The sequence below is a fragment of the Bradyrhizobium sp. Rc3b genome, from assembly GCF_900114915.1.
Taxonomy (GTDB): Bacteria; Pseudomonadota; Alphaproteobacteria; order Rhizobiales; family Xanthobacteraceae; genus Bradyrhizobium.
On sequence record NZ_FOUS01000003.1, the window covers coordinates 540917 to 563151 of the forward strand.

Sequence of the window (22235 nt, forward strand, 5' to 3'; positions counted from 1 at the left end):
GTTCAGCGGTCAGCGGAAGACCAGCTCATCCTCCTGGTCGGGATTGAGCTCGATTTCACCCTTCTCTGCGAGCTCGAGCGCGAGGTCGGTGATGACGCGGCGCGCCTCCAGCACGTCACGCTGGTTCGACGGCTCGCCGATGGCGAGCTCGTGCTCGACGACGCGGCGGACGCGCGAGGCGACCGCGGACAGGATCAGTTCGCGGAAATGCTTGTCGGTGCCCTTCAGCGCGACGACGATGCGATCGGTCGGCACCTGGTCGAAGATCATGGTGCGCGCCTTCGGCGCCAGGTTGATGACGTCGTCGAAAGTGAACAGCAGCTCCTTCAGCACTTCGGCCGACTTCGGCCGCTTCTCCGACAGGCTCTTGAGCATGTCCTCGATATGTCCGCGCTCCATCTTGTTGATGATGTCGGCGACGCGGGCGTAGGTGTCGGCGCCGAGGTTGCGGGCGAAGTTCAGCGTCAGATCCTCATGCAGCGTCTTCTCGAGCACCCTCATGGCGTCGTCGGCGATCGGCTTGAGGCTGAGTACGCGCCGCATCAATTCGTTGCGCAGGCTCGAGGGCAGCTGGCTCATGACCTTGGCGGCGCAGGCCGGCTTGACCTTGGACAGGATCAGCGCCGCGGTCTGCGGATGCTCCTTGGACAGGTAGCTCGCGAGCGAGTTTTCGGACACCGACGAGACACGGTCCCACACCGACCGGCTCGAATTGCCGAGCAGGTCCGACATGATCGCCGACACCTGGTCGGCCGGAAGCACGTCGCCGAGCACGGCCTCGAGGCCACCGAGGGTGCCGAGAATGTTCGCGCCCATAGAGAATTGCTGGGCGAACTCCTCGACGATGGATTCGAGTTCTTGCGCCGTGATCGGCCGCAGCTCGGCCGCGGCCTTGGTAACGATGCGAATATCCTGCGGCTCGAATTGCGCAAGCACGCTCGCGGCCGCCTGCCGGCCCATGGCCAGCAGCAGCGCCGCGACCTTTTCCGTGCCGCCCAGCGTGGCAACGCCTCGCTGCTTGACGGGAGCGATGCCGACCTGTGCCGCCATGGTCAGCTGTCACCCTGCCCCAGCGGTCCGACGATCTCCGTGAGCGAGACGCCGAAGCGGGAATTGTCCTCTTCGACGACGACCACCTCGCCGCGGGCGACGATGCGGCCGTTGACGACGACGTCGACGGGCTCGCCGACCCGATGGTCGAGCGGAACCACCGCGCCGCGCCCGAGCTTCATCAGGTTCGCCACCGGAATGGTCGCGGATCCCAGCACCACCTGCATGGTGACAGGAATACGCAGGATGGCATCGACATTGCCGAACTTGCCGCTCTCCTCCGCCGTGCGCGCGGCGATCTCCGCGAGCCGCTCCAGCGGAGAGGTGTCGGTATGCCCCTCGTCGGCGGCAGGTGCTCGCGTGGCAGAGTCATAGTCGAAGGATTGCGCCATCTGGTATCGCCTCTTGGTCTTTCCGCTCCCGGAACGCCTCGGCGTTCCGCTCGTATTGGTTCTGTCGGCTCTGGCTTCAGTGCTTGTTCACCTCAGCGCCGCCTGCGGTCGCGGCCGGCGCGAGCCCGCTGCGGGCGTCAAGCGCCGCGATCGCCTCGTGGGCCTGATCGATCTTGGTGGTCAGCACGTTGGCGAGCCGTCCGAGATTGGCGGTGGAATCATGCGCCGCGGTGATGACGGTGTCGAAGGCGCCCGCGGTCTCGTGGACGATGGTGGAGAATTCGCCCTGGTAGCTGCGCAGCCGCGCCAGCTCGCGGTGCATCCGCGTCACCCGCATGCTGGTGAAGGCGAGCGCGATCAGCAGCACGGCATCAACGAGATAGGATATCATCGACGAACTCCCGTTTCTGATCGACGGGATCGGCCACCTGCATGGCGTAATAGCCATCGAGCTGGCCGATCTGACACCAGAACAACACCTGGTTGTTGCTCTCGAGACGGGCCAGCGTGCGCGGCGTCGCCTCGAGCTCGAGCACCTGCCCCACCTTGAACTTCACGACGTCCTCGAGCGAAATCATCTTCTCGTCGAGCACCGCGCTCAGGGTCACCTCGGTCCGGTGGACCTCGCTCTCCATCTGCTCGCGCCAGCGCGGATCGGTCGCGCGACCGTCGCTGGCGGTGACCGTTGCAAGCTTCTGACGCAGCGGGTTGAGCGCGGAGTGCGGAATGATCAGGAACATCTGGCCGCCGCGGTAGAGTGCCTGCACCATCATGTTCGCACAGATCGACATGTTGCTGGCGCGCCCGATCGCCAGCGAGGCCATCGCCGTCTCGACCCGCTCGACGCGGAAGGTGACGTTCGACGTGCCGGCGAAGGCGCTCTGCAGCGCCTTGGCGAACCGCTCGAACAGCGCCTGGACCAGGCGGATCTCGATGTTCGAGAAAGTGCGTTCGACATCGAGCGGCGGTTCCGCGCCGTCGGATCCGAACATCGCCTCGACCATCGTAAACACGAAGTCGCGGTCCAGCATGATGATGACGCGCGAGTCCCACTGCTCGGCATAGAGCACCGCAGCGACCGCGTTGCCCTCGTAGTCCTTGATGATGTCGCCAAGGGGATCGTTGGTGATGCCGTTGACCGAGAAATAGCACGGCGTTCCCGCCATCGGCTGCAGGCTGTCGGTGCACGATGCCGCCATGCGATCGAAGATCACATTGAGCATCGGCATGCGTTCGATCGATATGCCGGCCGCGTCCAGCAGATAGTTCGGCAGCTGCTTGCGCTGATCGACCTCGACGTCTTCCATCATCATGCGCGGGCAGCCTTGGGTTCGGGCTCGGTGACGACGGCCTTGGGACCTGCGATCGTCTCGTTCTCGACGACGTCGATCGACGGCCGCTCGGTGCTCGCGATCATCTTGCGGCCGTGCTCGACGGCGATCTGCGGCATGGCGCCGTTCATGAACGCCAGCAGCGTCTGCTTGACGATGATGTAGGGCCGGCACTTCTTCTCGCGCGTCATCTTGATCTTGATCGCGAACGGCGAAAGAACGCCGTAGGACAGGAAGATGCCGGCGAAGGTGCCGACCAGGGCCGCGCCGATGAAGCCGCCCAGCAGCTTCGGGGACTGGTCGAGCGCGCCCATCGCCTTGATGACGCCGAGCACGGCGGCGACGATGCCCAGCGCCGGCAGCGCCTCGGACACCGTCACCAGCGCATGATAGGGCGCCAGCTTGCTCTTCACGATGGTGTGGATCTCCTCGTCCATCAGCGCCTCGATCTCGTGCGTGCGCGCGTTGCCCATGATGATGAGGCGGACGTAGTCGCAGATGAACTGGAGCAGCGAGGGATCTCCGAGCACGCTCGGAAACGCCTTGAAGATCTCGGAGGACGCGGGATCGTCGATATGAGCCTCGACCTCGTTGCGGCCCTTGCCCCTGAGCTCGCGCATCAGGGCGTGGAGCGCGCCGAGCAGATCAAGGTAGTAGCGTTGGCCGGGCACCGCGCCGGTGATGGCCTGCATGCAGGCAACGCCGGTATCCACCACCGTCTTCCACGGATTGGCGACGATGAAGGTGCCGACCGCGGTCCCCATGATGATCACGAACTCCCACGGCTGCATGAGCACGGCCAAATGCCCGCCCATGGCGGCAAATCCGCCGAGCAGCGCCGCTACCGTGATGAAAATCCCCACGAAACTGCCCAACGCGCCGCTCCATCGCCAATCCCACCGGGAATATCTAGTCGGCGAGCCTTGCGCGAAGCTGGCTTCCCGCCTCGCCAGCCCCGCGCAAGCAATCGGCGGCAGCTTGGGGCGGCGTCGCAACAGCGGCCAGAGGGGCGCGTGTCATGCTATCCACCATCGCGGACTACACCAGACTGACCAAGGACATGGGCAAATCGCTGACGCAGGTCGCGACACAGCCGGATGTCAGCCGCGAGACCGACTATTTCCTGAGCCATATCGGCAACGTGAAGACGATCGACGACTTCCTGAAGGACTATCGCCTCTATTCCTACGCGATGAAGGCCTTTGGCCTCAGCGACATGACCTACGCCAAGGCGTTCATGCGCAAGGTGCTGACCGAGGGTGTCGGGAACAAGAACACCTTCGCCAACAAGCTGACCGACACCCGCTACCGGGAATTCGCCACCGCCTTCAATTTCGCCGCCCTCGGCAGCAACGCGACGAAGACCACCCAGGCGACGACCGGGACGGCGACCCATTACGTCACGCAGACGATGGAGCAGAAGGCCGGCGACCAGAACGAGGGCCTGCGGTTGGCGCTCTATTTCACCCGCAAGGCCTCCACGATCACGACCGCCTACCAGGTGCTCGCGGACAAGGCGCTGACGCAGGTGGTTCAGACCGCGCTGGGCCTGCCCTCGACAATCAGCGCGGCCGACATCGACGCCCAGGCCAAGATGATCACGAACAGGGTCAAGCTTACCGATTTCCAGGACCCGGCCAAGGTCACCAAATTCGTGCAGCGCTTTGCGGCGATGTGGGATGCGACCCAGGCCCAGAGCGACAATTCGACCAATCCCGCGCTAGTCCTGATCGGCGGTGCCAGCTCGGCCAGCATGGATATCAACATGCTCTCGAAACTTCAGTCCCTCCGGTTCGGAAAGTAGACCATGCAATCGGCCCTCTATGTGGGATTGTCGGCCCAGGTCGCTCTCGAAAAGCGCCTCCAGACGATCGCCAACAACGTCGCCAACGTCAACACGGCGGCATTCCGCACCGACGTGGTGAAGTTCGAGACCGTGCTGTCCAAGGCGGGCGCAAACCCGGTCGCCTTCTCCTCGCCCGGCGACAACATCATCTCGCGCGAGCAAGGCAACATCACCGAGAGCGGCAATCCGCTCGACGTCGCCGTGGTCGGCCAGGGCTGGATCGCCTTCGCAGGTCCCAACGGCACGGTCTATACCCGCGACGGCCGGCTCCAGATCGCCGCCAACGGCGATCTTCAGACCGTAAGCGGCTTTCCCGTCGTCGATTCCGGCGGCGCGCAGATCACGCTGGACCCGAACGGCGGACCGATCTCGATCTCGCGCAGCGGCGCGATCACCCAGGACAACAACGAGATCGGCACCATCGGCCTGTTCAACATTCCCGCTGACGCCAATCTCGAGCGCTACGGCAATTCCGGCGTGACGCCGGACCGACCTGCGAGCGCCATCGCCGATTTCTCCCGCGACGGCTTCAAGCAAGGCTATGTCGAGGGCTCCGGCGCCAATCCGATGATGGAATTGACCAAGCTGATCGCGGCCTCGCGTGCCTTCGACGGCACCAATTCGATGATCGAGGGCACCGAAAGCTCGCTGCAGAACGCAATCCGGACGCTGGGCGAACCCGGCAAGTAGACCGCGCCTCGCGCGCATTGAGATTGAGGTTGGACGGTTTCCTTGAACGCTCTTCGGCAACTCGAGTGGGCGCTGCTGGAGCTTCAGCAGAGCACTCCCCTGGCAAGCGTCAGCGGCGCGATCTCCGAGATCGCGCCGACGCATTTCCGTGTCTCCGGCCTGTCGCGCTTCGTCAGGCTCGGCGAGCTCATCGGCGTCAATTCGGGCGGCAAGCCGCAGATCGGCGAAGTGGTGCGAATCGACAGCGAGGGCATCGTCGCCAAGCCGTTCGACCGGCAGTTCGCCGGCGGCCTCGGCTCGGTCGCCTACCGGATGCCGCCCTTGTCCTTTGCGCCCGATCCGAGCTGGAAGGGTCGCGTCATCAACGCCCTCGGCGCGCCGCTGGATGGATTGGGGCCCCTCACGCCGGGCCCACAGGCGGTCTCGGCGGAGGCTGAGGCGCCCTCGGCCATGAAGCGCGCACGCGTGCACAAGCCGCTGCGCACCGGCGTACGCGTCATCGATTTGTTCGCACCGATCTGCGCCGGCCAGCGCGTCGGCATCTTTGCCGGCTCCGGCGTCGGCAAATCGACGCTGCTTGCGATGCTCGCCCGCAGCCAGGGTTTCGACACCGTCGTACTGGCCCTGGTCGGCGAGCGCGGCCGCGAGGTGCGCGAGTTCATCGAGGATGTGCTGGGCAATGATCGCCAGCGCGCCGTCACCATCGTGTCGACCGGAGACGAAAGCCCGATGATGCGGCGGCTGGCGCCGAAGACGGCGATGGCGGTCGCGGAATATTTCCGCGACCGGGGCGAATCGGTGCTGCTCATGGTCGATTCGATCACGCGTTTCGCCCACGCCGCCCGCGAGGTCGCGCTCGCCGCCGGCGAGCCTGCGGTCGCGCGCGGCTACGCGCCGACGGTCTTCACCGATCTGCCACGCCTTCTGGAGCGCGCCGGGCCCGGCGACGAAGGTGCCGGCACCATCACCGGAATCTTCTCGGTGCTGGTCGACGGCGACGATCACAACGAGCCGATCGCCGATACCATCCGCAGCACGCTCGATGGGCACATCGTGCTCTCCAGGCACATCGCCGACCAGGCGCGCTATCCGGCCGTCGATGTGCTCGCTTCGGTCTCGCGCCTCGCCCACAACGTCTGGGATCCCGAAGAGCGCGAATTGGTCAGCAAGCTGCGCGCCTTGATCGCCAAATACGAGGACACGCGCGACCTTCGCCTGATGGGCGGCTATCAATCGGGACGTGATTCGGGCCTCGACCAGGCGGTCGACATGGTTCCGAGAATCTACGGCGCGATGCGGCAGGACGCTTCGGCTCCGCCGAGTGCCGATCCGTTCCGCGAGCTGCGAGACATGCTCAAGGGCGAATAGCAGCGCGAGGGGCCGCGACCGCCCGCAACATGCGCCGCTATCCTGCTCCTGCCCGTTGTTTTCGACAGGAGATTGCGCATGCCGCCACGCCGCCGGCGCATGCGCCGCACGGCCGTCGCCGGTTTTCCGCCCTGAGCGCGGCCACCACTCGGGTGAGAGCAGCGGACGACCGCGCCGGATGCGACCGCACCGGCGATTCTGCGAGCAAACGGTCAACAACCGGCGCGTGTAATTCTTCCGAATTCCCTTGACGATTCTCCGGCTCCACCCACAAGTTGTGGATGACCTGCCGAACTCATCGTCGTCATGCACAAGCTTCGATCAATTTGCGTCGATCACGGACAGCAGGACGCCGTGCAATCATGGCGTCGCAGAGTTGAGTGCATGCTGCTTGCCGGACAGCCTATTGCGTTCACTATCATGTGTCCCGATGAGCGAGATTGTCTTGAACGTTACATTCGCCTGCAACGACATCTGGGCTCCGCGAGCGTCTCTACTTGATTTTGTTGAGAAGCTCATTCATCGTTTCGACGGAATATAAGAAACGTCTGCGTGTGACTTGAACTCAGGGGCTTCGGTTGAACTATTCCGATCCATCGTCGGCTGGCGACGGCAACTCGGGCTCCCGTGCGACGACGCTGTTGGCATGCCAACGACGCAGTTCGTCACTCCGAAGCACGCGACGCGCATCGGTCCAGGTCGGCCGCGCTATAATTCGTTCCTACGAACGAGAGCTCGACACGACGCGTTCGCCGGACAGCTGCAGCCGTTCGATGTCTTTCGAAGGTTTCGCGGACCAGGATGCAAAGCGGCTTCGGGGCGCCGCAGACGAAGTTCCGGGGACGAGGTAGATTCATGCCATTGGCACGGGAAGCCGTCGAGCTGCTGGTTCAGGCGGCGAGGGCTTGGTATTTCGAAGGCAATCAGCATGGATTGCGCGATCGCGAATGGATGGCGCTGCGCTTTCTCGGCCGCGCCAACAGATTTTCGCGCACGCCGTCCGCGCTGGCCGGCTTCATCGGCGCCACCAGAGCAACTGCATCGCAGATCGTGAAAACGCTGGAGAGCAAATCCTTTCTGGTGCGCAAGCCGTCGCAAGAGGACAAGCGTTCTGTCGTCCTGCACGTCACCGCCCAGGGCGAGAAATGCCTGAACCAGCACGACCCGATCAATCACGTCGTCAATGCGGTCACCTCGCTTGGAAACGACGAATGCGTCAGGCTGCGCGACTCGCTCCGCGAAGTTCTCAATCACCTCGACGCGGCCCATCAGCGGCTCGATGCCAGTGTCTGCCGGGACTGCATGTTTCTCGCCGAACGCGGCCCGGCTACCTCCAAAGGACGCGCGAGCGCCGAATTCATGTGCCGGCTGTATCGCGCTCCAGTCTCGCTCGATGAGACCGAACTGCTGTGCACCAGTTTCGAGCGCACCCGCGACCGCCCCAAGATCGAGGAGCATCTCGACCGCGCGCGGATGGCAAGCCAGGGCTGAGACGCACGCAATTTCCGCGCGAGTGGTTGCGGCACAGCCCGCGGACAACTTCGCAGCGCCGGTCTCTGAACAACGCATGCAGTTCCCTCGTGTCCCCGGACAAGCCGCAACGCTGACAACGTTGCTGCGCAGATGCTTCGCATCGCCAGGGAGACGCTGCGCTGCGTCCGGGGCACGCGAGCGGAGTTATGACGCCCGCTCTCTCCACGCCGTCATTGCGAGCGCAGCGAAGCAATCCAAACTCTTTCCACGGAAGGATTCGGGATTGCTTCGTCGCAAGAGCTCCCCGCAATGATCGAGCGTCCTGCAATCACCACTGTCGCTGAAACCGAATTTCGGTAGATCGAAATATTTGCACCGCGATTCTCAGCGCAGCGAAACAGGCTCGGTTGCCGTAGCCCGGATTGAGCGCCAGCGTAATCCGGGACGGCCCGCGATGCGGGGCGAGCGGTCCCTACACCATCGGGCAGCGCATTCACGCGACCCGTTGGCTCGATCCGGGCAACGGGGGCGTCAGGCATCACGCGGGATGGGCGCACAAAAAAACACCCGGCGGTTTCCCGCCGGGTGTTCATCACGTGGTTCGAAAGATCTTACCAGTTGCGCTGGGCGCGGAGCAGCAGGGTGACGCTGTCCTGATCCTTCAGCTCGTACAGGGCGGCCGGCTTGGCCGTCGTGCCGGCACCGGCGTAGCCAACCGTGCCCGAGTACTTCTGGTCGAGACGGGTCCAGTTCAGGTCGCCCGAGAACGTCAGGTTCTTGACCGGGGTCCAGCGGGTGATGATACCGACCTGGCCGACGGCGAAGTCAGGGTTACAACCCGTGACACCGGCGAGACCGCCGAACACGCCGCCTGCACCGCCAGCGCCGCAGAGAGCGGTCTTGGCGACCGAGCCGTACTGCGCCTGAGCGTAGGCGCCGTAGAGCGCGGTGTTCCAGTAGGGATCCCAGTTGTGGGTGTAAGCACCGCGGAAGCCCCAGGTCTTGACGGTTTCCTGCTGGCCGCCCGTGACGAACACGGTGTCCGGAGCATAGGCAAAGCCGACGCTCTGATAGGCAACGCCCGAGCTGCCGAACATCGAGTAGCTGCTGCCCGCCAGGTTCTGGAAGTTGTAGCGGGTCGCGCCGTCGGTGTAGACGCCCGAAATGTTGATCACGTCACCCGCGCCGGTCGGGATGTTCTTGATCGACAGAGCGAGCTGAACCGCCCAGCCCCACTTGTCGTCGGGGTGACCGGTGGCTTCGTTGGCGCCGTAGTAGGCGACGTGGTTGTCGTGAGCGGCGACCGACGCCTGGAACATGCCCCAAGCCTGGTCGACACGAACCATACCGACGAGGTTCGGCGAACGCGAGCCGCCGATGGCGTTGGTGCCGTACGTACCGCCGACCATGCTGCCGACGGTCGCGCCGGTCAGGTTCACGTTGCCGGCCTGGTAGTAGGCCGTCGCGTCTTCCGCCGAGAACGAAGCCGTCACGCCCTGACCGAAGTCAGCGGTGTAGGTGAACTGGTTGACACCAGTGACCGTGCCGCTGCCGCCGACGAGGCTGTCGATGTTGTTGCCGGGATAGTTGGTCCAGGGCGCATCGAACTGCGACACGGCCTTACCCATGGTGAAGCCGGCGAACTGGATGAAGGCGTAGTACACGCCGAGCGAACCGCCCGAGGTGTTGCCGTCGGTGCCGTTGATCGACGAACCAACGAGCGCCGGCGTCGCGCCGGAGGTGTTGAGGCCGAGGTTGCCGGTATAGACCGTGCCGCCCGTCGCGGAGCCGGAGCCCTGATAGCCGCCGGTGGTCCAGGTGAACACGCCGTCGAAGAAGGTACGGACGACGCCGTATTCGGTCGCGGTGCGCGTGTCGATGTTGAGATCCTGACGAGCGCGCATCTGGTAGTAGTTGCTGAGGCGGTTGTGCGCACCAGCCGGGGAGCCGTTCGAGATGCCGTAGTTGCTATTGGTGTTGAACGCGACTTCAGCGCGCAGATAACCACCCAGCTTGATGCAGGTGTCGGTGCCCGGGATGTAGTAGAAGCCGGCGCCGTACAGCGAGCAGATCTTCACGTATTCGACGGCCTTGGCCTTCACGGGCAGATCGGCTGCGAACGCCCCGGAGACGGCCATCAGGCCGGCAGCCGAGCCGAGAAAGAGCGTCTTCGTCAACTTCATTAGTAAACCTCCAGGTCGGTTCAGGGGGCTCGGCTCCTCGGAGGACGCCGCTTGACCCACTTAATTTCCGTTCAATTCAGGTCCGCACTGAAGGTCCGGACTGAAACGACAGTGAGGTGCCCCCCCTCCGTCGTAGCTCACGTATAGTTTATAAAAACAACGGCCTCAATTTATTGATTTAGTGAATCGTAACTTCCATCCGAGATGTTGCTCAAGCGCAACAAAGACGATTGGCGCGGCAACTAACTCTTTAATATAAAACGAAAAAGCCCTCAGGGGGCATCCCGAGGGCTTTCTTGGAGGTCTCACATCGCTGTCCATCGACAGGGTCAAGAGCAGCAAAGATTGAGTGGGAGGAGACGTAATTTAATTAATTGCTTTTTGCAAGTACTAAACCGCCGAGCCGTTTCCGCCATGCGGTGTCCGCCACAATTGTCCACGCGCGATATGCGAGACGATTCCCCAATATCCCATTAAAAGAGTGAACTGAGGGAAACGGGGGGCAGCCACATGATCGAGAAGAAACTCGACAGGGCGATTACGGACTTCATCTGGAACGTCGTCGAAATTCACTCCCAGCTGGAGGACATCCATACCTGCTGGGCCGGACTGCTGGGCATCACCGAGCCGCAGTGGCTGATCCTGATGGCGATCACCGAACTGGATGACGGGCGCGGCGTCGCCGGCATCGATATCGCGAACAAGTTGCGGGTCCACCCGGCCTTCGTGACCAACCAGACCAAGAGCCTCGAAAAGGGCGGCTTCCTGTCGCGGCGGCCGGCACCGGACGATGCCCGCTTCGTTCTGATGTCGCTGACGGAGAAGGCCACGACGGAAATCGAAAAACTATCCAAGAGAAAGCTCGCCTTGAATTCGACCATCTTCAACGAGCTCGACGAGAAGACCCTGGCTGAACTGAATGCCGCGCTGGCAACGATCGCCAGGAACGCGCGGCTGGCGGCACGATTGCTGGCTATCGACGTGTCGTGACGCGCGCCTCGGCTTCGAGGCGACCGCCCGAAGCATGGCGGCAAACACCGCTCTCAAATGCGATTCTCCCAAGGGCTAGAGATAGGTCACGGGATCAAGCTGACGGGCCGTTCCGAGCTTGCTGCAGAGCCATTCGAAGACGAAGTCGTCGACAGCAATGAAATTCTCGACCTCGCCGAGCGGGTGCCGGACATTGTTGGGCACCACGACCGAGCAATCCGCTCCGGTCTGCCGATAGCCGGCTTGCAGATCGAGGGCATCCTGCTCCCATATCATGGAGCGGCTCCCGACGACCATGAGCAGCGGGCACGGGAGTCGACGCGACGGCGGTAGCGAACCCGTCGCGGCCCCGTCGGGGACCGCTTGCCCGAAACCGGTCATCCAGCGAAGCGACGCTCGACGCATCACCGGCGTCAAAAGACCGCCATCGCACACGGCGGCCGCTATCCTGCGATCCGAGAGGGCAAGGCGGGACGCATGAGAGGCGCCCTCCCCTTCGCCATAGATTGCGATCCGCCGCGCATCGACATCGGGGCGAGCCTCCAGATAGTCCAACCAGCACTGAAGCCTGTGCTCCGGCTTGAAGGAGCGATGCACGGTTGAATTGCCGGCATCGACGAACAGGAGCGACATGGTCCCGCAGAGTGAGGCCGGCAACAGCCTGCTCATCATCGAGCCCAGGGTGATGTCCTCGTCGCTGAGGCAGATGACCGTCGGCGCGGAAGTCCCACGACGGAGCGCCGGCAGAAAGAAGCCGGCCAGCGCCCCTTGGTCGAAGCAATCAATCTTGACCCGCTCGATCGCCAGTCCGGCCTCCGCCTCGAAACCTCGCAGGCTGATGCCGACCTCGTCTGCGAGGCCGGCACTTTCGACATCTTCCGGACAAGACAAGCGTCTGACGACTTCGAGAGCCGTCAGCGAACAGAGCCACGCTTCCCGCGAAACCCAGGCGGAACGGTCTTGGTGCGCGGATTCGGCCAAGGTCCGGTAGTCGTCCGCGACCTTCAACCAGTCCGAAATCCACAGATGCCGGTGCGTCTCACGCCCAAGCTCCGCGACGGACAGGCTTTGGAAAAATTGGGAGGCGCGATCCCGCAAGCGCGCCAGGCTTTGCCCGGCGCCGTCGCACGAGCCGTGAGGCCAATGATCACCTTCCATTTCAACCCCCGAGCGGCGCCGTCAACGGTTGCCCGGACTTGCGTCCAGACTAGCCGGCTTTGCATTCTGCGCAGCGTCCCGCGCCCCTGCTCGATGCGATCGCCGCCGCCCCTGATCGCGTCCATCGCGCTTGCGTCTGGCGAGGCAGCCCGTCACGTCGACGTCTTTCGCCGCCATTCCAAACCAGCCCGCTTGAGCCCAAGGTCGAGCCCGGCCCAACTCAATCGTCACGTCCCAGCTCCATCGCTGAACACAGTTGCTTGCCGCGCACTCCGCCAGTCTTGCGATCAGACTTGCGATGCGGGCCCTGACTTTTCTTGTTGCGATCGGCGAACTGAAATGACTCACTTCGCCGACGTAAAATACATGCCTGCGTAGGCCGGCATTGTGAAAGCACGATATGGTGAGAGATGCGGCGGATTGCCGCTTCATCAATGCCGAAAGGCAAATGTGACAACAAGAAAACAGCGGGACCAGCCGACGTGGCGATCATCGGCACGCGACATGTGACGACGCACGATCGCACCTCACGCTGAGCCGGGACGAGCGAGACATCCTCCGGCCTACCGGATTCGGTAAAGCCGTATGGCGTTGAGTGAGCCGATTGACAGCCGCAGGTGGCGGGACAGCAAGGACCCGTCGGGCAAAATTGGGGCTCGTAGCGGATGAGCGCGGCATAAGCCTGGTCCTTGCCGGCAGGCCGAAGTATTTGCCGGACTTCGCTCCATCCCGGCCGCCGGGATCCTGGCGCGCCTTGTATGCATTATCCCAGTTGCCATCCCCGCGCACTTCGCTTTACATGCCGGCAACTCGCCCGCGGATGACGGCCGGGGCTCAAGAATCACACACATTGTCAAAGGGACGGAATATGGCGCGCAACATATTGATTCTCGGGGCTTCTTACGGCTCGCTGCTGGGCACGAAGCTGCTGATGGCAGGGCACAATGTGACCCTGGTCTGCCGCGCCAAGACCGCGGAGCTGATCAACCGCGAAGGTACCGAGGTGCGCATCAAGCTGCGTGACGAAGCGGTGCATCGGGCGATCTTTTCGCGCAACCTGCCCGGCAAGCTCGACGCCGTGACCCCCGCCAATGTCGACCTCTCCCGCTACGACATGGTCGGCCTTGCGATGCAGGAGCCGCAATACACCAACCACACAGTTCGCGTTCTCATGGTCAAGATCGCCGCGGCGAAGCTGCCGTGCCTGTCGATCATGAACATGCCGCCGCTGCCCTATCTGAAGCGGATCCCGGCGCTCGCCGACATGGATCTGGAAGAGGCCTACACCAATGCCCAGGTGTGGGAGCGGTTCGAGCCGGGGCTGGTGACGCTGTGCTCGCCCGACCCGCAGGCGTTCCGTCCGCCGGAAGAAGCCGCCAACGTGCTGCATGTCGGCCTGCCCACCAACTTCAAGGCGTCGGTGTTCGCCGACGAGAAGCACAACAAGGTGCTGCGCGAGCTGGAGGCCGACATCGACGCGGTGACGCTCGACGGCCACGACGTGCCGGTGAAGCTGAAAGTGTTCGATTCCCTGTTCGTGCCGCTGGCGAAATGGTCGATGCTGCTCACCGGCAATTACCGCTGCATCACGCCGCACGATCCGCAGTCGATCCGCGACGCCGTGCACAGCGACCTCAGTCGCTCGCAAACGATCTACGACCATGTCGACGCCATCGCCCGCAAGCTCGGCGCCGATCCGCAGGACCAGGTGCCGTTCGCGAAATACGCCAAGGCCGCCGAGAGCCTGCTCAAGCCGTCATCGGCGGCGCGCGCGGTCGCGAGCGGCGCCCCCTTCATCGAGCGCGTCGACCTCCTGGTGAAGCTGATCTCGCATCAGCTCGGCGTGCCCAATGCCGAGATCGACCGCACGGTCGAGACCGTCGATCTGAAGCTGAACGAGAAGATCGTGCAGGGCGGATCCGGCGCGCAGTAAGCGCGCCGCCTCCAGCGACGTCGGCGCTCACGCGCTCAGGAACGATTGAAGCCAGATCAGGCCGGTCACCGCGACAAGCGTGACCGCGCCGGTGCGCGTGACCAGGTCGGGATGCCCGAGCCGGCGGGCGCCGCGGCCGAGCGTTGCGCCCAGAGTGATCCACGCGGCGCCAGGGTTGTGAGCAGCACCTGGCCGAACGTCACCGCTGCACCGTCGCGCAGCTCGCGCGTGTTGACCCGCCAGAGCATGGCGGCAAGGCACAGGATGTAGATGGTCACTGCGACGCGGAGCAGGACGGCCGCGAGCGGGATATCCATGACGATGGGCCCGAGCGCCAGCCGCAACAGCGCGATCGCCAGCAGATAGCCGGCGAGCTCCGCCACAAGCAGATGAAGCGAGCGCGCGATCCCGATCCCTGCGCCCGATGTCGCGAGCAAGGTGTTGGTCGGCCCGGGCACGGCCAGCAGGAAATAGGTCGCCGTGAAGAAGGTCAGGAAGCTCATGCGCCTGAGCTAGCAGGCCCCTGGCCAGGCTGGTTTGATCTTCATCATCGAATCCGGTCGTCAAAGCCCGGAATCGACCCGAATCCGCCCACCCCCGTGGTCGCCGATTTGCGAAAACGTTGCATCCGTGCGAGGTCTGGCCTTACGTAACGGAGGCCGCCGAGATGCTTCGGCAGAGACTCCAGATGCCGGCTGCGGGCAGGTTCCAAGCCTGCCCGCGATAGCCGGATTGACGGGCGAAAGAACAAGTCATCGAAGATGGATCAGTCGACGTTGCAGGTCGCTCGCGCGGTGGAGGCCGGCGCGACAACCATGAAGAGTGTCATCGACGCGACCGGATTGTCCCGTCTCAAGGTCGAGCGCGCCTTGAACACGCTGGAGAAGCAGAAACTGCTCGTTCGCGACGGCCAGGGCTTCAAGGCAGCCGGCCAGCCGAAGACGGCGCCGTTCGCCCGGCAATGCGGATCGTGCAACGCCTGCTGCGACATTCTCGAGGTGGCCGCCGTCGACAAGCCGGTGAACCAGCTCTGCAAGCACTGGCAGACGGGCACCGGCTGCACCATCTACGACCGCCGTCCCCAGATGTGCCGCTCCTTCGTCTGCGCCTGGCTGCAGGGGCATCTCGACGATGACTGGTTCCCGGCGAAGTCGGGCATCATCGTTCATTTCAGCCAGGATGCCGTGAACGTCACGGTCGACGACCATTGCCCCGATCGCTGGCGCGAGGAGCCGTATTTCAGCAAGCTCGCCGAATGGTCGCTGAATGGCATCAGGCGGATCGGAAACCGCGGCTATGCGACCCTGATCGTCTCCGGCGCCGACCGCTTCCTGCTGCTCGGACGCACCGTCGTTCCCGAGCCGACCCTGTTCGGCACGGCCTTCGTGCCGCTGACGGCCGACACGTTCCGGTTCTGGCGGGCGACATCGCCGGAGCATTTGCAGCGGTTGCATGAGCGCATCGCCGAGATGGAGCGGATCAGGCAGGAATTCGGCTCTTGCGTCATCCCTGCGAACGAGGACGACGATCCGCAAGCCCCCTATCGGCCCGCACTTTTACGGCTATCGAATCACGCCTGAACGCCGCCGTGGGCAACGCGGCCTGATCAGCGCCGTGCCGCTCGACGCGCCGCGGCGGGATTGATAAGCCCCTGTCCGCGAATGACGGGGACTTGAGTCGGGCATGACGGTTGCAATCGAGATGGGGCAGACCACGGCGGGCGCCGCGGCCGCCATGGACCTCGAGGAACTCTTGGCGACCCGTCTCCTGGTGCAGGGCAATTCGGGCTCCGGCAAGTCGCATCTGCTGCGGCGGCTGCTGGAACAGAGCGCGCCGTGGGTGCAGCAGGCCATCATCGACCCCGAAGGCGATTTCGTCACGCTGGCTGAACGCTTCGGCCATCTCGTGATCGAGGCCGAGGATCACACCGAGCGCGGCCTTCAGGTCGCCGGCGAGCGCGCGCGGCTGCACCGCGTCTCCACGGTGCTCAATCTCGAAGGGCTCGACGCCGAGAACCAGATGCGCCGCGCCGCCGCGTTTCTCGGCGGGATGTTCGACGTCGACCGCGACCATTGGTATCCGATGCTCGTGGTCGTCGACGAGGCGCAGCTGTTCGCGCCGGCGGTGGCCGGCGAAGTCTCGGACGAGGCGCGAAAACTCTCGCTCGGCGCCATGACCAATCTGATGTGCCGCGGCCGCAAGCGCGGGCTGGCCGGCATCATCGCGACCCAGCGGCTGGCGAAGCTAGCCAAGAACGTCGCGGCGGAAGCCTCCAATTTCCTGATGGGGCGCACCTTCCTCGACATCGACATGGCGCGCGCCGCCGATCTGCTCGGCATGGAACGGCGGCAAGCCGAATCCTTCCGCGATCTCGAGCGTGGGCAGTTCATGGCGCTGGGACCTGCGCTGTCGCGCCGGCCGCTGCGTTTGCATATCGGCCCGACCGACACGAGCCCACGCAATTCCACGCCGCGGCTGATGCCGCTGCCGGAATCCTCGCTTGAAGATATGCGCGCCGTGATCCTGGCCGCGCCGCCGCCCGATGCCAGCCGCCCGCAGCGCAGGCCGGCACCGGATTTGCTCGAACAGCTCCGCGCCGCGAAGGCCGCCGCTACGCCGGAGATCCGGCCCGAATTGGTCGAGGTGCCCGTCAGCGCCGAGGAGCTCGCGGAGCGGCGCGAGCGCGTGGCTCGTACGCTGCGCGCCGTGCTGGCGGAGCCCGACGCGGGCTTCCGCGCCATCGGCGTGCTCTATCAGGAGTTCGTGGTCCGCTGCCGCATCGAGGGCTTAGGGGCGGCCGTGCCCGACCTGAACGAATTCCGCCGCATGCTGACCCATGCGCGCGCCGGCCTCGGCACCGATCTCACTGATGACGACGCCTGGCAGGACGTGTCGCTGCGCGCCTCGATCCTGCCCGACGACATGCAGGGCGTGTTCATGATGATCGCGCGCGCCGCGAAGGAAGGCTGGCCGTGTCCCGGCGACGCCGCGATCGCGCGGGCCTATGGCTCGCATTCGCTGCGCCGCGCGCAGCGGCTGCTCGGCTACATGGAGGAGCAGGGCCTGATCGTGATCCAGCTCGACGGCGGCGGACGCAGGATCGTGACGCTGGTCGAGCTGGCCTGGGCCACTGCGCCGGGCGATCCCAATGGCGATGATCTGCCGGCGGAGCAGCTCGCGAGCGCGGCTTCGGCTTGAAGCGCTACGCCGCCTCGGAGCCGCCGAGATAGGCATCGCGGATTCGAGGGTCGTCCTTCAGCGCCCGCGCCGGGCCTGACAGCACGATCTTGCCGGTCTGGAGCACATAGGCTTCATGCGCGATCTCCAGCGCGAGGCTGGCGTTCTGCTCGACCATGAACACAGAGACTCCCTCCTGGTTGATGGTCCGGATCAGCTCCAGCACGCGGTCGACATAGAGCGGCGACAGACCCATGGTCGGTTCATCCATCACGATCATCCTGGGACGGCTCATCAGCGCCCGCGCCATCGCGACCATCTGCTGCTCGCCGCCTGACAATGAGCCCGCGCGCTGCGACAGCCGCTGGCCGAGCTTCGGGAATAGGGTGAGCATCCTGTCGAGATCCTGCGCGATCGCCTCGCGGTCGTTGCGCACGAAGGCGCCCATCAGGATATTTTCGCGCACGCTCATGTCCGCGAACAGCCGCCGCGCCTCCGGCACCGAGGCGATGCCGCGGCGGACGATCTGCGGCGTGGTCAGCCCGATCAACGATGCGCCGTCGAACGTGACATCGCCGGAACGCGGTTTGACCAAGCCAAGGATGATCTTCATCGTCGTCGACTTGCCGCTGGCATTGCCTCCGAGCAGGCAGACGATGTGGCCGCGCGCGACCGTGATCGACAGGTCGAAATGCACTTGGGCCTGCCCGTAGAACGTATTGACGTTCGACAATGCCAGCAGAGGTTCGGGGGCGCTCGTCGTCATGCTGCGCTCTCCTGCTCCGACGTCCCTGATAGCCCGTGGCCAAGATAGGCCTCGATCACCTTGGGATCGCTCCGCACCGCTTCGCCCGGCCCTTCCGCGATCTTCTTGCCCTCGTCCATGACGATGACGCGATCGGACAGGCGCATCACCATCTCCAGCTTGTGCTCGATCAGGAGGATGGTCAGCCCCTCCGCCTTGAGCTCGGCGACCAGCGACTGCATCTCCGCGGTCTCGGTCGGGTTCATGCCGGCCGTGGGCTCGTCGAGCAGCAACAGGCGCGGCTTCAGCGCCAGCGCGCGTGCGATCTCGACACGGCGGCGGTTGGCGTAAGACAGACTGTAGGCCGGCTGGTCGATCCGCGGCAGCAGCCGTTCGCCGAAGCGGGCGAGAATGGCTTTCACCTCCTCGCGCAGCCGCTCTTCCTCAGCCCTGACGCTGGTGGGACGCAGCAGCGCCAACCCCAATTCCAGCAGCGGGCCGATCACCGGCACCGCCGGCTTCACCGCACGCAGCCGCGTGTGGGCGCCGATCAGCACGTTGTCCATCACGCTGAGATTGCCGAAGACGCGGCCGAGCTGGAACGTGCGCGCGATGCCTTCGGCGGCGAGCCGCTCCGGCGACAGGCCGGTGATGTCCTGACCTTCGAAATGGACGACGCCGGCGTCGGGGCGATCAAGACCGGTCACGAGGTTGAACAGCGTCGTCTTGCCGGCGCCGTTCGGGCCGATGATGCTGATGAGCTCTCCCCTGGCGAGATCGAGGTCGATGGCGTCGACCGCGGTGAGGCCACCGAAGCGCCGCGTCAGCCCACGCAAGGACAGCATGGTCGTGTGCTGCTCCGCCATCACATCGTCCCCAGCAGGCCCTGCGGCCTGAACCGCACCAGCAGCAACAGCACGATGCCGTAGATCAGGATGCGATACTCCGCCGCGATCCGAAAGACCTCGGGCAGGCCGACCAGCGCCACCGATCCGAGAATCGCGCCGACGACATTGCCGAGGCCACCGAGGATGACCACTGTCAGCGCCAGGATGGATTGCTGCGTGTTGAAGGTCTCATGGTTGATGTAGGAATACAGATGCGCGGCGATGCCGCCGCTGACGCCGGCGGCGAACCCGCCGAAGATGAAGGCCAGCGACTTGTAGCGGTTCAGGCTGAGGCCATAGGCGCGCGCGGCGATGTCGTCGTCGCGGATGGCGCGAAAGCTGCGGCCGAGGTGCGATGTCAGCAGCCGCCCCTGCAGCAGCGCCAGCACGACCATCACCGCGAAGCTGAACCAGTAGATCGAGGTCGGGCTGATCAGATCGTAGCCGAACAGCGACAGCGGCGGGATGCCGGAGATGCCGATCGGGCCGCGTGTGACGCTTTCCCAGTTCAGGATCACCAGGGACACGATCTCGCCGATGGCGAGTGTCGCGATCGACACGTAATGCCCGCGCAGGCGAAACGACGGCGAGATCAGCGCGGTGCCGAGCGCGGCGCACATCAAGCCGCCGCCGATGATCGAAAGGCCCACCGGTACGGAGAGGGTCATTGACAGCAGCGCGGAGGTGTAGGCGCCGATCGCGAGCAGCGCGGCGTGACCGAGCGAGACCTGGCCGATCGTGCCCGCAACCAGTGTCAGGCTGAGTGCGAGCATGCCGAGCAGCCAGGCATTGATCAGGGTCTGGAGCACGTAGAACGACACCGGGAAAAACGGCAGAACCGCGAAGATCGCGGCCGCAGCCAGCAGCGCCCAGCGCGGGATGCGCACCGGGCGGCTCGGCGCGATGAAGGTGCCGGTGAGCGGCTCGGGCGGGGCCTGCCGCGCGCTCGCGAACAGGCCGTTCGGCCGCAGCACGAGCACGACGACGAGCAGCAGGAACGCGAACAGATTGCGGTAGCTGGTGCCGAATACCGCAACGCCGTAGCTCTCGACAAGACCAAGCAGCAGGCTGCCGATCACCGCGCCGGGCACATTACCGGCGCCGCCGACGACTTCAGCGACGACGCCCTTGAGCGTCGCCTGCAGGCTCATCGCGGTGTCGATCTGGTTGTAGTACATGCCGACCAGCATGCCGGAGACGCCGCCGAGCGCGGCGGCAATGCCGAACACCGCCTGATTGACGCGGTTGACGTCAACGCCCATTTGCATCGCCGCGTCGCGGTCCTGCGACGCCGCGCGCACCGCCCATCCGAGCTTGCTGTAACGCAGGAACACGAACAGCAACAGCGCACTGGTGAGGCCGACGCCAGCGATGAGCAGATCGAGCGGGCCGATCGTGCCGCCGCCGACCTGGAAGCGGACATCAGGCAACTGGCTCGGCAGCGCGCGCGGATTGGGCGAGAAGGTCAGCATGACAAGCTGATCGAGCACGAAGCTGATGCCGATCGTGGCGAGCAGCGGCGCGATGCGCACCGAGTTCTGCAGCGGACGCAAGCCGAACCGCTCGATGATCAATCCGACGAGCGCGGCAGCCACCGCGACCACGATGATGGTGAGCGGCAGCGGCGTATGCAGCTGCACCACCGCGACCCAGCCGATATAGGCACCGACCAGATAGATCGAGCCTTGCGCGAAGTTGATCAGCCGGCTGACGCCGAAGATCAGCGCGAGCCCGACCGCAACGAGGGCGTAGACATTGCCGACGATCAGCCCGTTGATCGTATAGTCGAGCCAGGAAGACAAACGGTGATCCCCGCGTAGAATGAAGTCGGCCGAAGCGGTTGCTCCAGCCTACAGATCAGGTCGGCTTGCCGTCCCAGAGCGCGAACTGGCCCTTGCGCACGACCAGCTCGGCATTCATGGCGCCCTTGACGCGGCGGCTCTCGACGTCGAACGTCGCCGAGCCGAAGATGACGCTGGAGACGTCCTTCACTTTCGCGAAGGCATCGCGGACCGCACGGCGGTCGGTGCCGCCGATCTTGACCACGGCGGCCGCCATGTTCATCGCATCATAGGAATAAGCGTTGAAGGCGTCCGGCTCCTGCCCGCCGTATTTCGCCTTGAAGCCGGCGATGAATTTCTTCACCTCGGGCCTGGGATCCTCGGGGAAATAGCGCGTGCCGAGATGGACGTCCTCGACCGCCTCGCCGCCGAGCTCCAGAAATTTCGGCGAGTAGACCGAGCTCGCGGCGCAGATCACCTGTTTCAGGCCGACCTGCCGCGCCTGCCGGGCGATCAGCGCGCCGTCGGAATAATAGGAGATCAGGATCAGCCCGTCCGGACTGGCGTCGCGCACGCGCACCAGCGTGGAACGGAAGTCGCGCTCCTCCGCGATGTAGCCCTCGGTGACCGCGATTTCGGCGCCGTACCCCTTCGCCGCCTTGACGAAATAGTCGCGGCTGGTGCGGCCCCAATCGGTGTTGAGGTGCAGCACCGCGAGCTTCTTGAGACCGAGACGCTTCACGGCATAGGCCGCCAGCAGCGGCTGCTCGTCGGCCTGGCTGACCGACGTGCTCCACATGAAGTCGCCGCCCTTGGTGAAATCGGGGTGCGAGTTGGTGAAGCCGAATTGCACGAGGCCGCCGCGCTGATAGATCGGCGAGGCCGCCATCGAGGCCGGGCTGGAGAAGTCGCCGAGCTCCATGACGATGCGGGGATCGGAGACGAACTTCTGGGCGATCGCGACCGACTGGCGCGGATCGCTCTGGCTGTCCTCGAACTGGTAGGCGAGCTTGCGCCCGTTGATGCCGCCGGCCGCCATGATCTCGTCGAGCGCGAGATCAAAGCCCTGCTTCCACTGCGTGCCATATTGCGCGTTCGGTCCCGTCAGCGGACCGCTGACGCCGAGCAGGATCGGTTCGGACGATTGCGCGAAGGCGGCGCGTGACGCTGCTCCCGCCATCATGACGGCGAGCGAGCCCTTGACCAGGCTACGACGATCGATGTTGCTCAT

General features: G+C 64.7%; 21 protein-coding genes. 8 read left to right on the forward strand and 13 right to left on the reverse strand.

Annotated features, from left to right (window positions below; translation table 11 throughout):
- Positions 1-9: 9 nt before the first annotated feature.
- The 5 genes from BM190_RS09360 to motA all read right to left on the reverse strand — a co-directional run bounded on the left by BM190_RS09360 (position 10) and on the right by motA (position 3648).
- On the reverse strand, positions 10-1050 hold the full coding sequence (locus BM190_RS09360) for a flagellar motor switch protein FliG (protein WP_018318436.1): 1041 nt from the start codon (positions 1048-1050) through the stop codon (positions 10-12).
- A 2-nt stretch (positions 1051-1052) separates the two neighbouring features.
- The gene (gene fliN / locus BM190_RS09365; RefSeq protein WP_092253781.1) at positions 1053-1442 is read right to left on the reverse strand and encodes a flagellar motor switch protein FliN; all 390 of its coding nucleotides are present in this window, start codon (positions 1440-1442) and stop codon (positions 1053-1055) included.
- A gap of 76 nt (positions 1443-1518) precedes the next feature.
- Positions 1519-1833 (reverse strand): hypothetical protein, encoded by a 315-nt coding sequence (locus tag BM190_RS09370; RefSeq protein ID WP_092253783.1) that lies wholly within the window; start codon positions 1831-1833, stop codon positions 1519-1521.
- Complete coding sequence (locus tag BM190_RS09375) at positions 1814-2755, reverse strand: flagellar motor switch protein FliM (protein WP_092253785.1); 942 nt, start codon at positions 2753-2755, stop codon at positions 1814-1816. The genes BM190_RS09370 and BM190_RS09375 overlap by 20 nt, the downstream gene beginning before the upstream one ends.
- Positions 2752-3648, reverse strand: coding sequence for a flagellar motor stator protein MotA (motA, locus tag BM190_RS09380; protein ID WP_028145751.1), 897 nt, complete (start codon positions 3646-3648; stop codon positions 2752-2754). Before motA ends, BM190_RS09375 begins: the two co-directional genes overlap by 4 nt.
- A 143-nt stretch (positions 3649-3791) precedes the next feature.
- On the opposite strand from motA, the gene BM190_RS09385 reads away from it, so the two are divergent.
- The 4 genes from BM190_RS09385 to BM190_RS09400 all read left to right on the forward strand — a co-directional run bounded on the left by BM190_RS09385 (position 3792) and on the right by BM190_RS09400 (position 8168).
- The gene (locus BM190_RS09385) at positions 3792-4577 is read left to right on the forward strand and encodes a DUF1217 domain-containing protein (RefSeq protein ID WP_092253787.1); all 786 of its coding nucleotides are present in this window, start codon (positions 3792-3794) and stop codon (positions 4575-4577) included.
- A gap of 3 nt (positions 4578-4580) precedes the next feature.
- Positions 4581-5309 carry a flagellar basal-body rod protein FlgF gene (flgF, locus tag BM190_RS09390; protein WP_018318430.1) on the forward strand — a complete coding sequence of 243 codons (729 nt, stop codon included), beginning with the start codon at positions 4581-4583 and terminating at the stop codon, positions 5307-5309.
- A 42-nt stretch (positions 5310-5351) separates the two neighbouring features.
- Positions 5352-6677 (forward strand): flagellar protein export ATPase FliI, encoded by a 1326-nt coding sequence (gene fliI, locus BM190_RS09395; protein ID WP_092253789.1) that lies wholly within the window; start codon positions 5352-5354, stop codon positions 6675-6677.
- Between the two features lie 855 nt (positions 6678-7532).
- Entirely contained in the window at positions 7533-8168 is a 636-nt protein-coding gene (locus BM190_RS09400) for a MarR family winged helix-turn-helix transcriptional regulator (protein WP_018318428.1), read from the forward strand.
- Between the two features lie 593 nt (positions 8169-8761).
- On the opposite strand, the gene BM190_RS09405 is transcribed toward BM190_RS09400, so the two are convergent.
- Positions 8762-10333, reverse strand: coding sequence for a porin (locus tag BM190_RS09405; RefSeq protein ID WP_018318427.1), 1572 nt, complete (start codon positions 10331-10333; stop codon positions 8762-8764).
- Positions 10334-10843: 510 nt separating this feature from the next.
- On the opposite strand from BM190_RS09405, the gene BM190_RS09410 reads away from it, so the two are divergent.
- Positions 10844-11323, forward strand: a complete 480-nt coding sequence (locus BM190_RS09410) for a MarR family winged helix-turn-helix transcriptional regulator (RefSeq protein ID WP_018318426.1) — start codon at positions 10844-10846, stop codon at positions 11321-11323.
- Between the two features lie 75 nt (positions 11324-11398).
- Here the strand turns inward: BM190_RS09410 and BM190_RS09415 are convergent, their stop codons facing one another.
- Together BM190_RS09415 and BM190_RS39470 are read right to left on the reverse strand one after the other, a co-directional pair.
- On the reverse strand, positions 11399-12481 hold the full coding sequence (locus BM190_RS09415; RefSeq protein ID WP_092253791.1) for an alpha/beta hydrolase family protein: 1083 nt from the start codon (positions 12479-12481) through the stop codon (positions 11399-11401).
- 220 nt (positions 12482-12701) lie between these two features.
- Positions 12702-12974, reverse strand: a complete 273-nt coding sequence (locus BM190_RS39470) for a hypothetical protein (RefSeq protein ID WP_143109027.1) — start codon at positions 12972-12974, stop codon at positions 12702-12704.
- A 375-nt stretch (positions 12975-13349) separates the two neighbouring features.
- On the opposite strand from BM190_RS39470, the gene BM190_RS09420 reads away from it, so the two are divergent.
- Entirely contained in the window at positions 13350-14414 is a 1065-nt protein-coding gene (locus BM190_RS09420) for a ketopantoate reductase family protein (protein WP_018318424.1), read from the forward strand.
- A 65-nt stretch (positions 14415-14479) separates the two neighbouring features.
- Here BM190_RS09420 and BM190_RS09425 read toward each other — a convergent pair whose 3' ends face one another.
- Positions 14480-14917: a hypothetical protein gene (locus tag BM190_RS09425; RefSeq protein WP_244550625.1), complete on the reverse strand. Its 438-nt coding sequence runs from the start codon at positions 14915-14917 to the stop codon at positions 14480-14482.
- 258 nt (positions 14918-15175) lie between these two features.
- On the opposite strand from BM190_RS09425, the gene BM190_RS09430 reads away from it, so the two are divergent.
- Both BM190_RS09430 and BM190_RS09435 read left to right on the forward strand, forming a co-directional pair.
- Positions 15176-15994, forward strand: coding sequence for a YkgJ family cysteine cluster protein (locus BM190_RS09430; RefSeq protein ID WP_092253793.1), 819 nt, complete (start codon positions 15176-15178; stop codon positions 15992-15994).
- Between the two features lie 103 nt (positions 15995-16097).
- Complete coding sequence (locus BM190_RS09435; protein ID WP_092253795.1) at positions 16098-17612, forward strand: helicase HerA domain-containing protein; 1515 nt, start codon at positions 16098-16100, stop codon at positions 17610-17612.
- Positions 17613-17616: 4 nt separating this feature from the next.
- Here the strand turns inward: BM190_RS09435 and BM190_RS09440 are convergent, their stop codons facing one another.
- The 4 genes from BM190_RS09440 to BM190_RS09455 are packed head-to-tail and all read right to left on the reverse strand — an operon-like array spanning position 17617 to position 22235.
- Positions 17617-18357: an ABC transporter ATP-binding protein gene (locus tag BM190_RS09440; RefSeq protein ID WP_092253797.1), complete on the reverse strand. Its 741-nt coding sequence runs from the start codon at positions 18355-18357 to the stop codon at positions 17617-17619.
- Positions 18354-19202, reverse strand: coding sequence for an ABC transporter ATP-binding protein (locus tag BM190_RS09445; protein ID WP_177236983.1), 849 nt, complete (start codon positions 19200-19202; stop codon positions 18354-18356). The genes BM190_RS09440 and BM190_RS09445 overlap by 4 nt, the downstream gene beginning before the upstream one ends.
- Positions 19202-21025 carry an ABC transporter permease gene (locus tag BM190_RS09450; protein WP_092253800.1) on the reverse strand — a complete coding sequence of 608 codons (1824 nt, stop codon included), beginning with the start codon at positions 21023-21025 and terminating at the stop codon, positions 19202-19204. Before BM190_RS09450 ends, BM190_RS09445 begins: the two co-directional genes overlap by 1 nt.
- Before the next feature lie 55 nt (positions 21026-21080).
- Positions 21081-22235, reverse strand: a complete 1155-nt coding sequence (locus tag BM190_RS09455; RefSeq protein ID WP_092254004.1) for an ABC transporter substrate-binding protein — start codon at positions 22233-22235, stop codon at positions 21081-21083.

Bases quoted from the DNA above. Each gene is read 5' to 3' on its own strand.
- BM190_RS09360 (WP_018318436.1), bottom strand. From the start codon at position 1,050: ATGGCGGCACAGGTCGGCATCGCTCCCGTCAAGCAGCGAGGCGTTGCC.
- fliN (WP_092253781.1), bottom strand. From the start codon at position 1,442: ATGGCGCAATCCTTCGACTATGACTCTGCCACGCGAGCACCTGCCGCC.
- BM190_RS09405 (WP_018318427.1), bottom strand. From the start codon at position 10,333: ATGAAGTTGACGAAGACGCTCTTTCTCGGCTCGGCTGCCGGCCTGATG.
- BM190_RS09445 (WP_177236983.1), bottom strand. From the start codon at position 19,202: ATGGCGGAGCAGCACACGACCATGCTGTCCTTGCGTGGGCTGACGCGG.
- BM190_RS09435 (WP_092253795.1), top strand. From the start codon at position 16,098: ATGACGGTTGCAATCGAGATGGGGCAGACCACGGCGGGCGCCGCGGCC.
- BM190_RS09420 (WP_018318424.1), top strand. From the start codon at position 13,350: ATGGCGCGCAACATATTGATTCTCGGGGCTTCTTACGGCTCGCTGCTG.
- BM190_RS09410 (WP_018318426.1), top strand. From the start codon at position 10,844: ATGATCGAGAAGAAACTCGACAGGGCGATTACGGACTTCATCTGGAAC.
- BM190_RS09375 (WP_092253785.1), bottom strand. From the start codon at position 2,755: ATGATGATGGAAGACGTCGAGGTCGATCAGCGCAAGCAGCTGCCGAAC.
- BM190_RS09440 (WP_092253797.1), bottom strand. From the start codon at position 18,357: ATGACGACGAGCGCCCCCGAACCTCTGCTGGCATTGTCGAACGTCAAT.
- BM190_RS09370 (WP_092253783.1), bottom strand. From the start codon at position 1,833: ATGATATCCTATCTCGTTGATGCCGTGCTGCTGATCGCGCTCGCCTTC.
- BM190_RS09415 (WP_092253791.1), bottom strand. From the start codon at position 12,481: ATGGAAGGTGATCATTGGCCTCACGGCTCGTGCGACGGCGCCGGGCAA.
- BM190_RS39470 (WP_143109027.1), bottom strand. From the start codon at position 12,974: ATGATCGCCACGTCGGCTGGTCCCGCTGTTTTCTTGTTGTCACATTTG.
- flgF (WP_018318430.1), top strand. From the start codon at position 4,581: ATGCAATCGGCCCTCTATGTGGGATTGTCGGCCCAGGTCGCTCTCGAA.
- BM190_RS09455 (WP_092254004.1), bottom strand. From the start codon at position 22,235: ATGAGCAACATCGATCGTCGTAGCCTGGTCAAGGGCTCGCTCGCCGTC.
- BM190_RS09400 (WP_018318428.1), top strand. From the start codon at position 7,533: ATGCCATTGGCACGGGAAGCCGTCGAGCTGCTGGTTCAGGCGGCGAGG.
- BM190_RS09425 (WP_244550625.1), bottom strand. From the start codon at position 14,917: ATGAGCTTCCTGACCTTCTTCACGGCGACCTATTTCCTGCTGGCCGTG.
- BM190_RS09430 (WP_092253793.1), top strand. From the start codon at position 15,176: ATGGATCAGTCGACGTTGCAGGTCGCTCGCGCGGTGGAGGCCGGCGCG.
- BM190_RS09385 (WP_092253787.1), top strand. From the start codon at position 3,792: ATGCTATCCACCATCGCGGACTACACCAGACTGACCAAGGACATGGGC.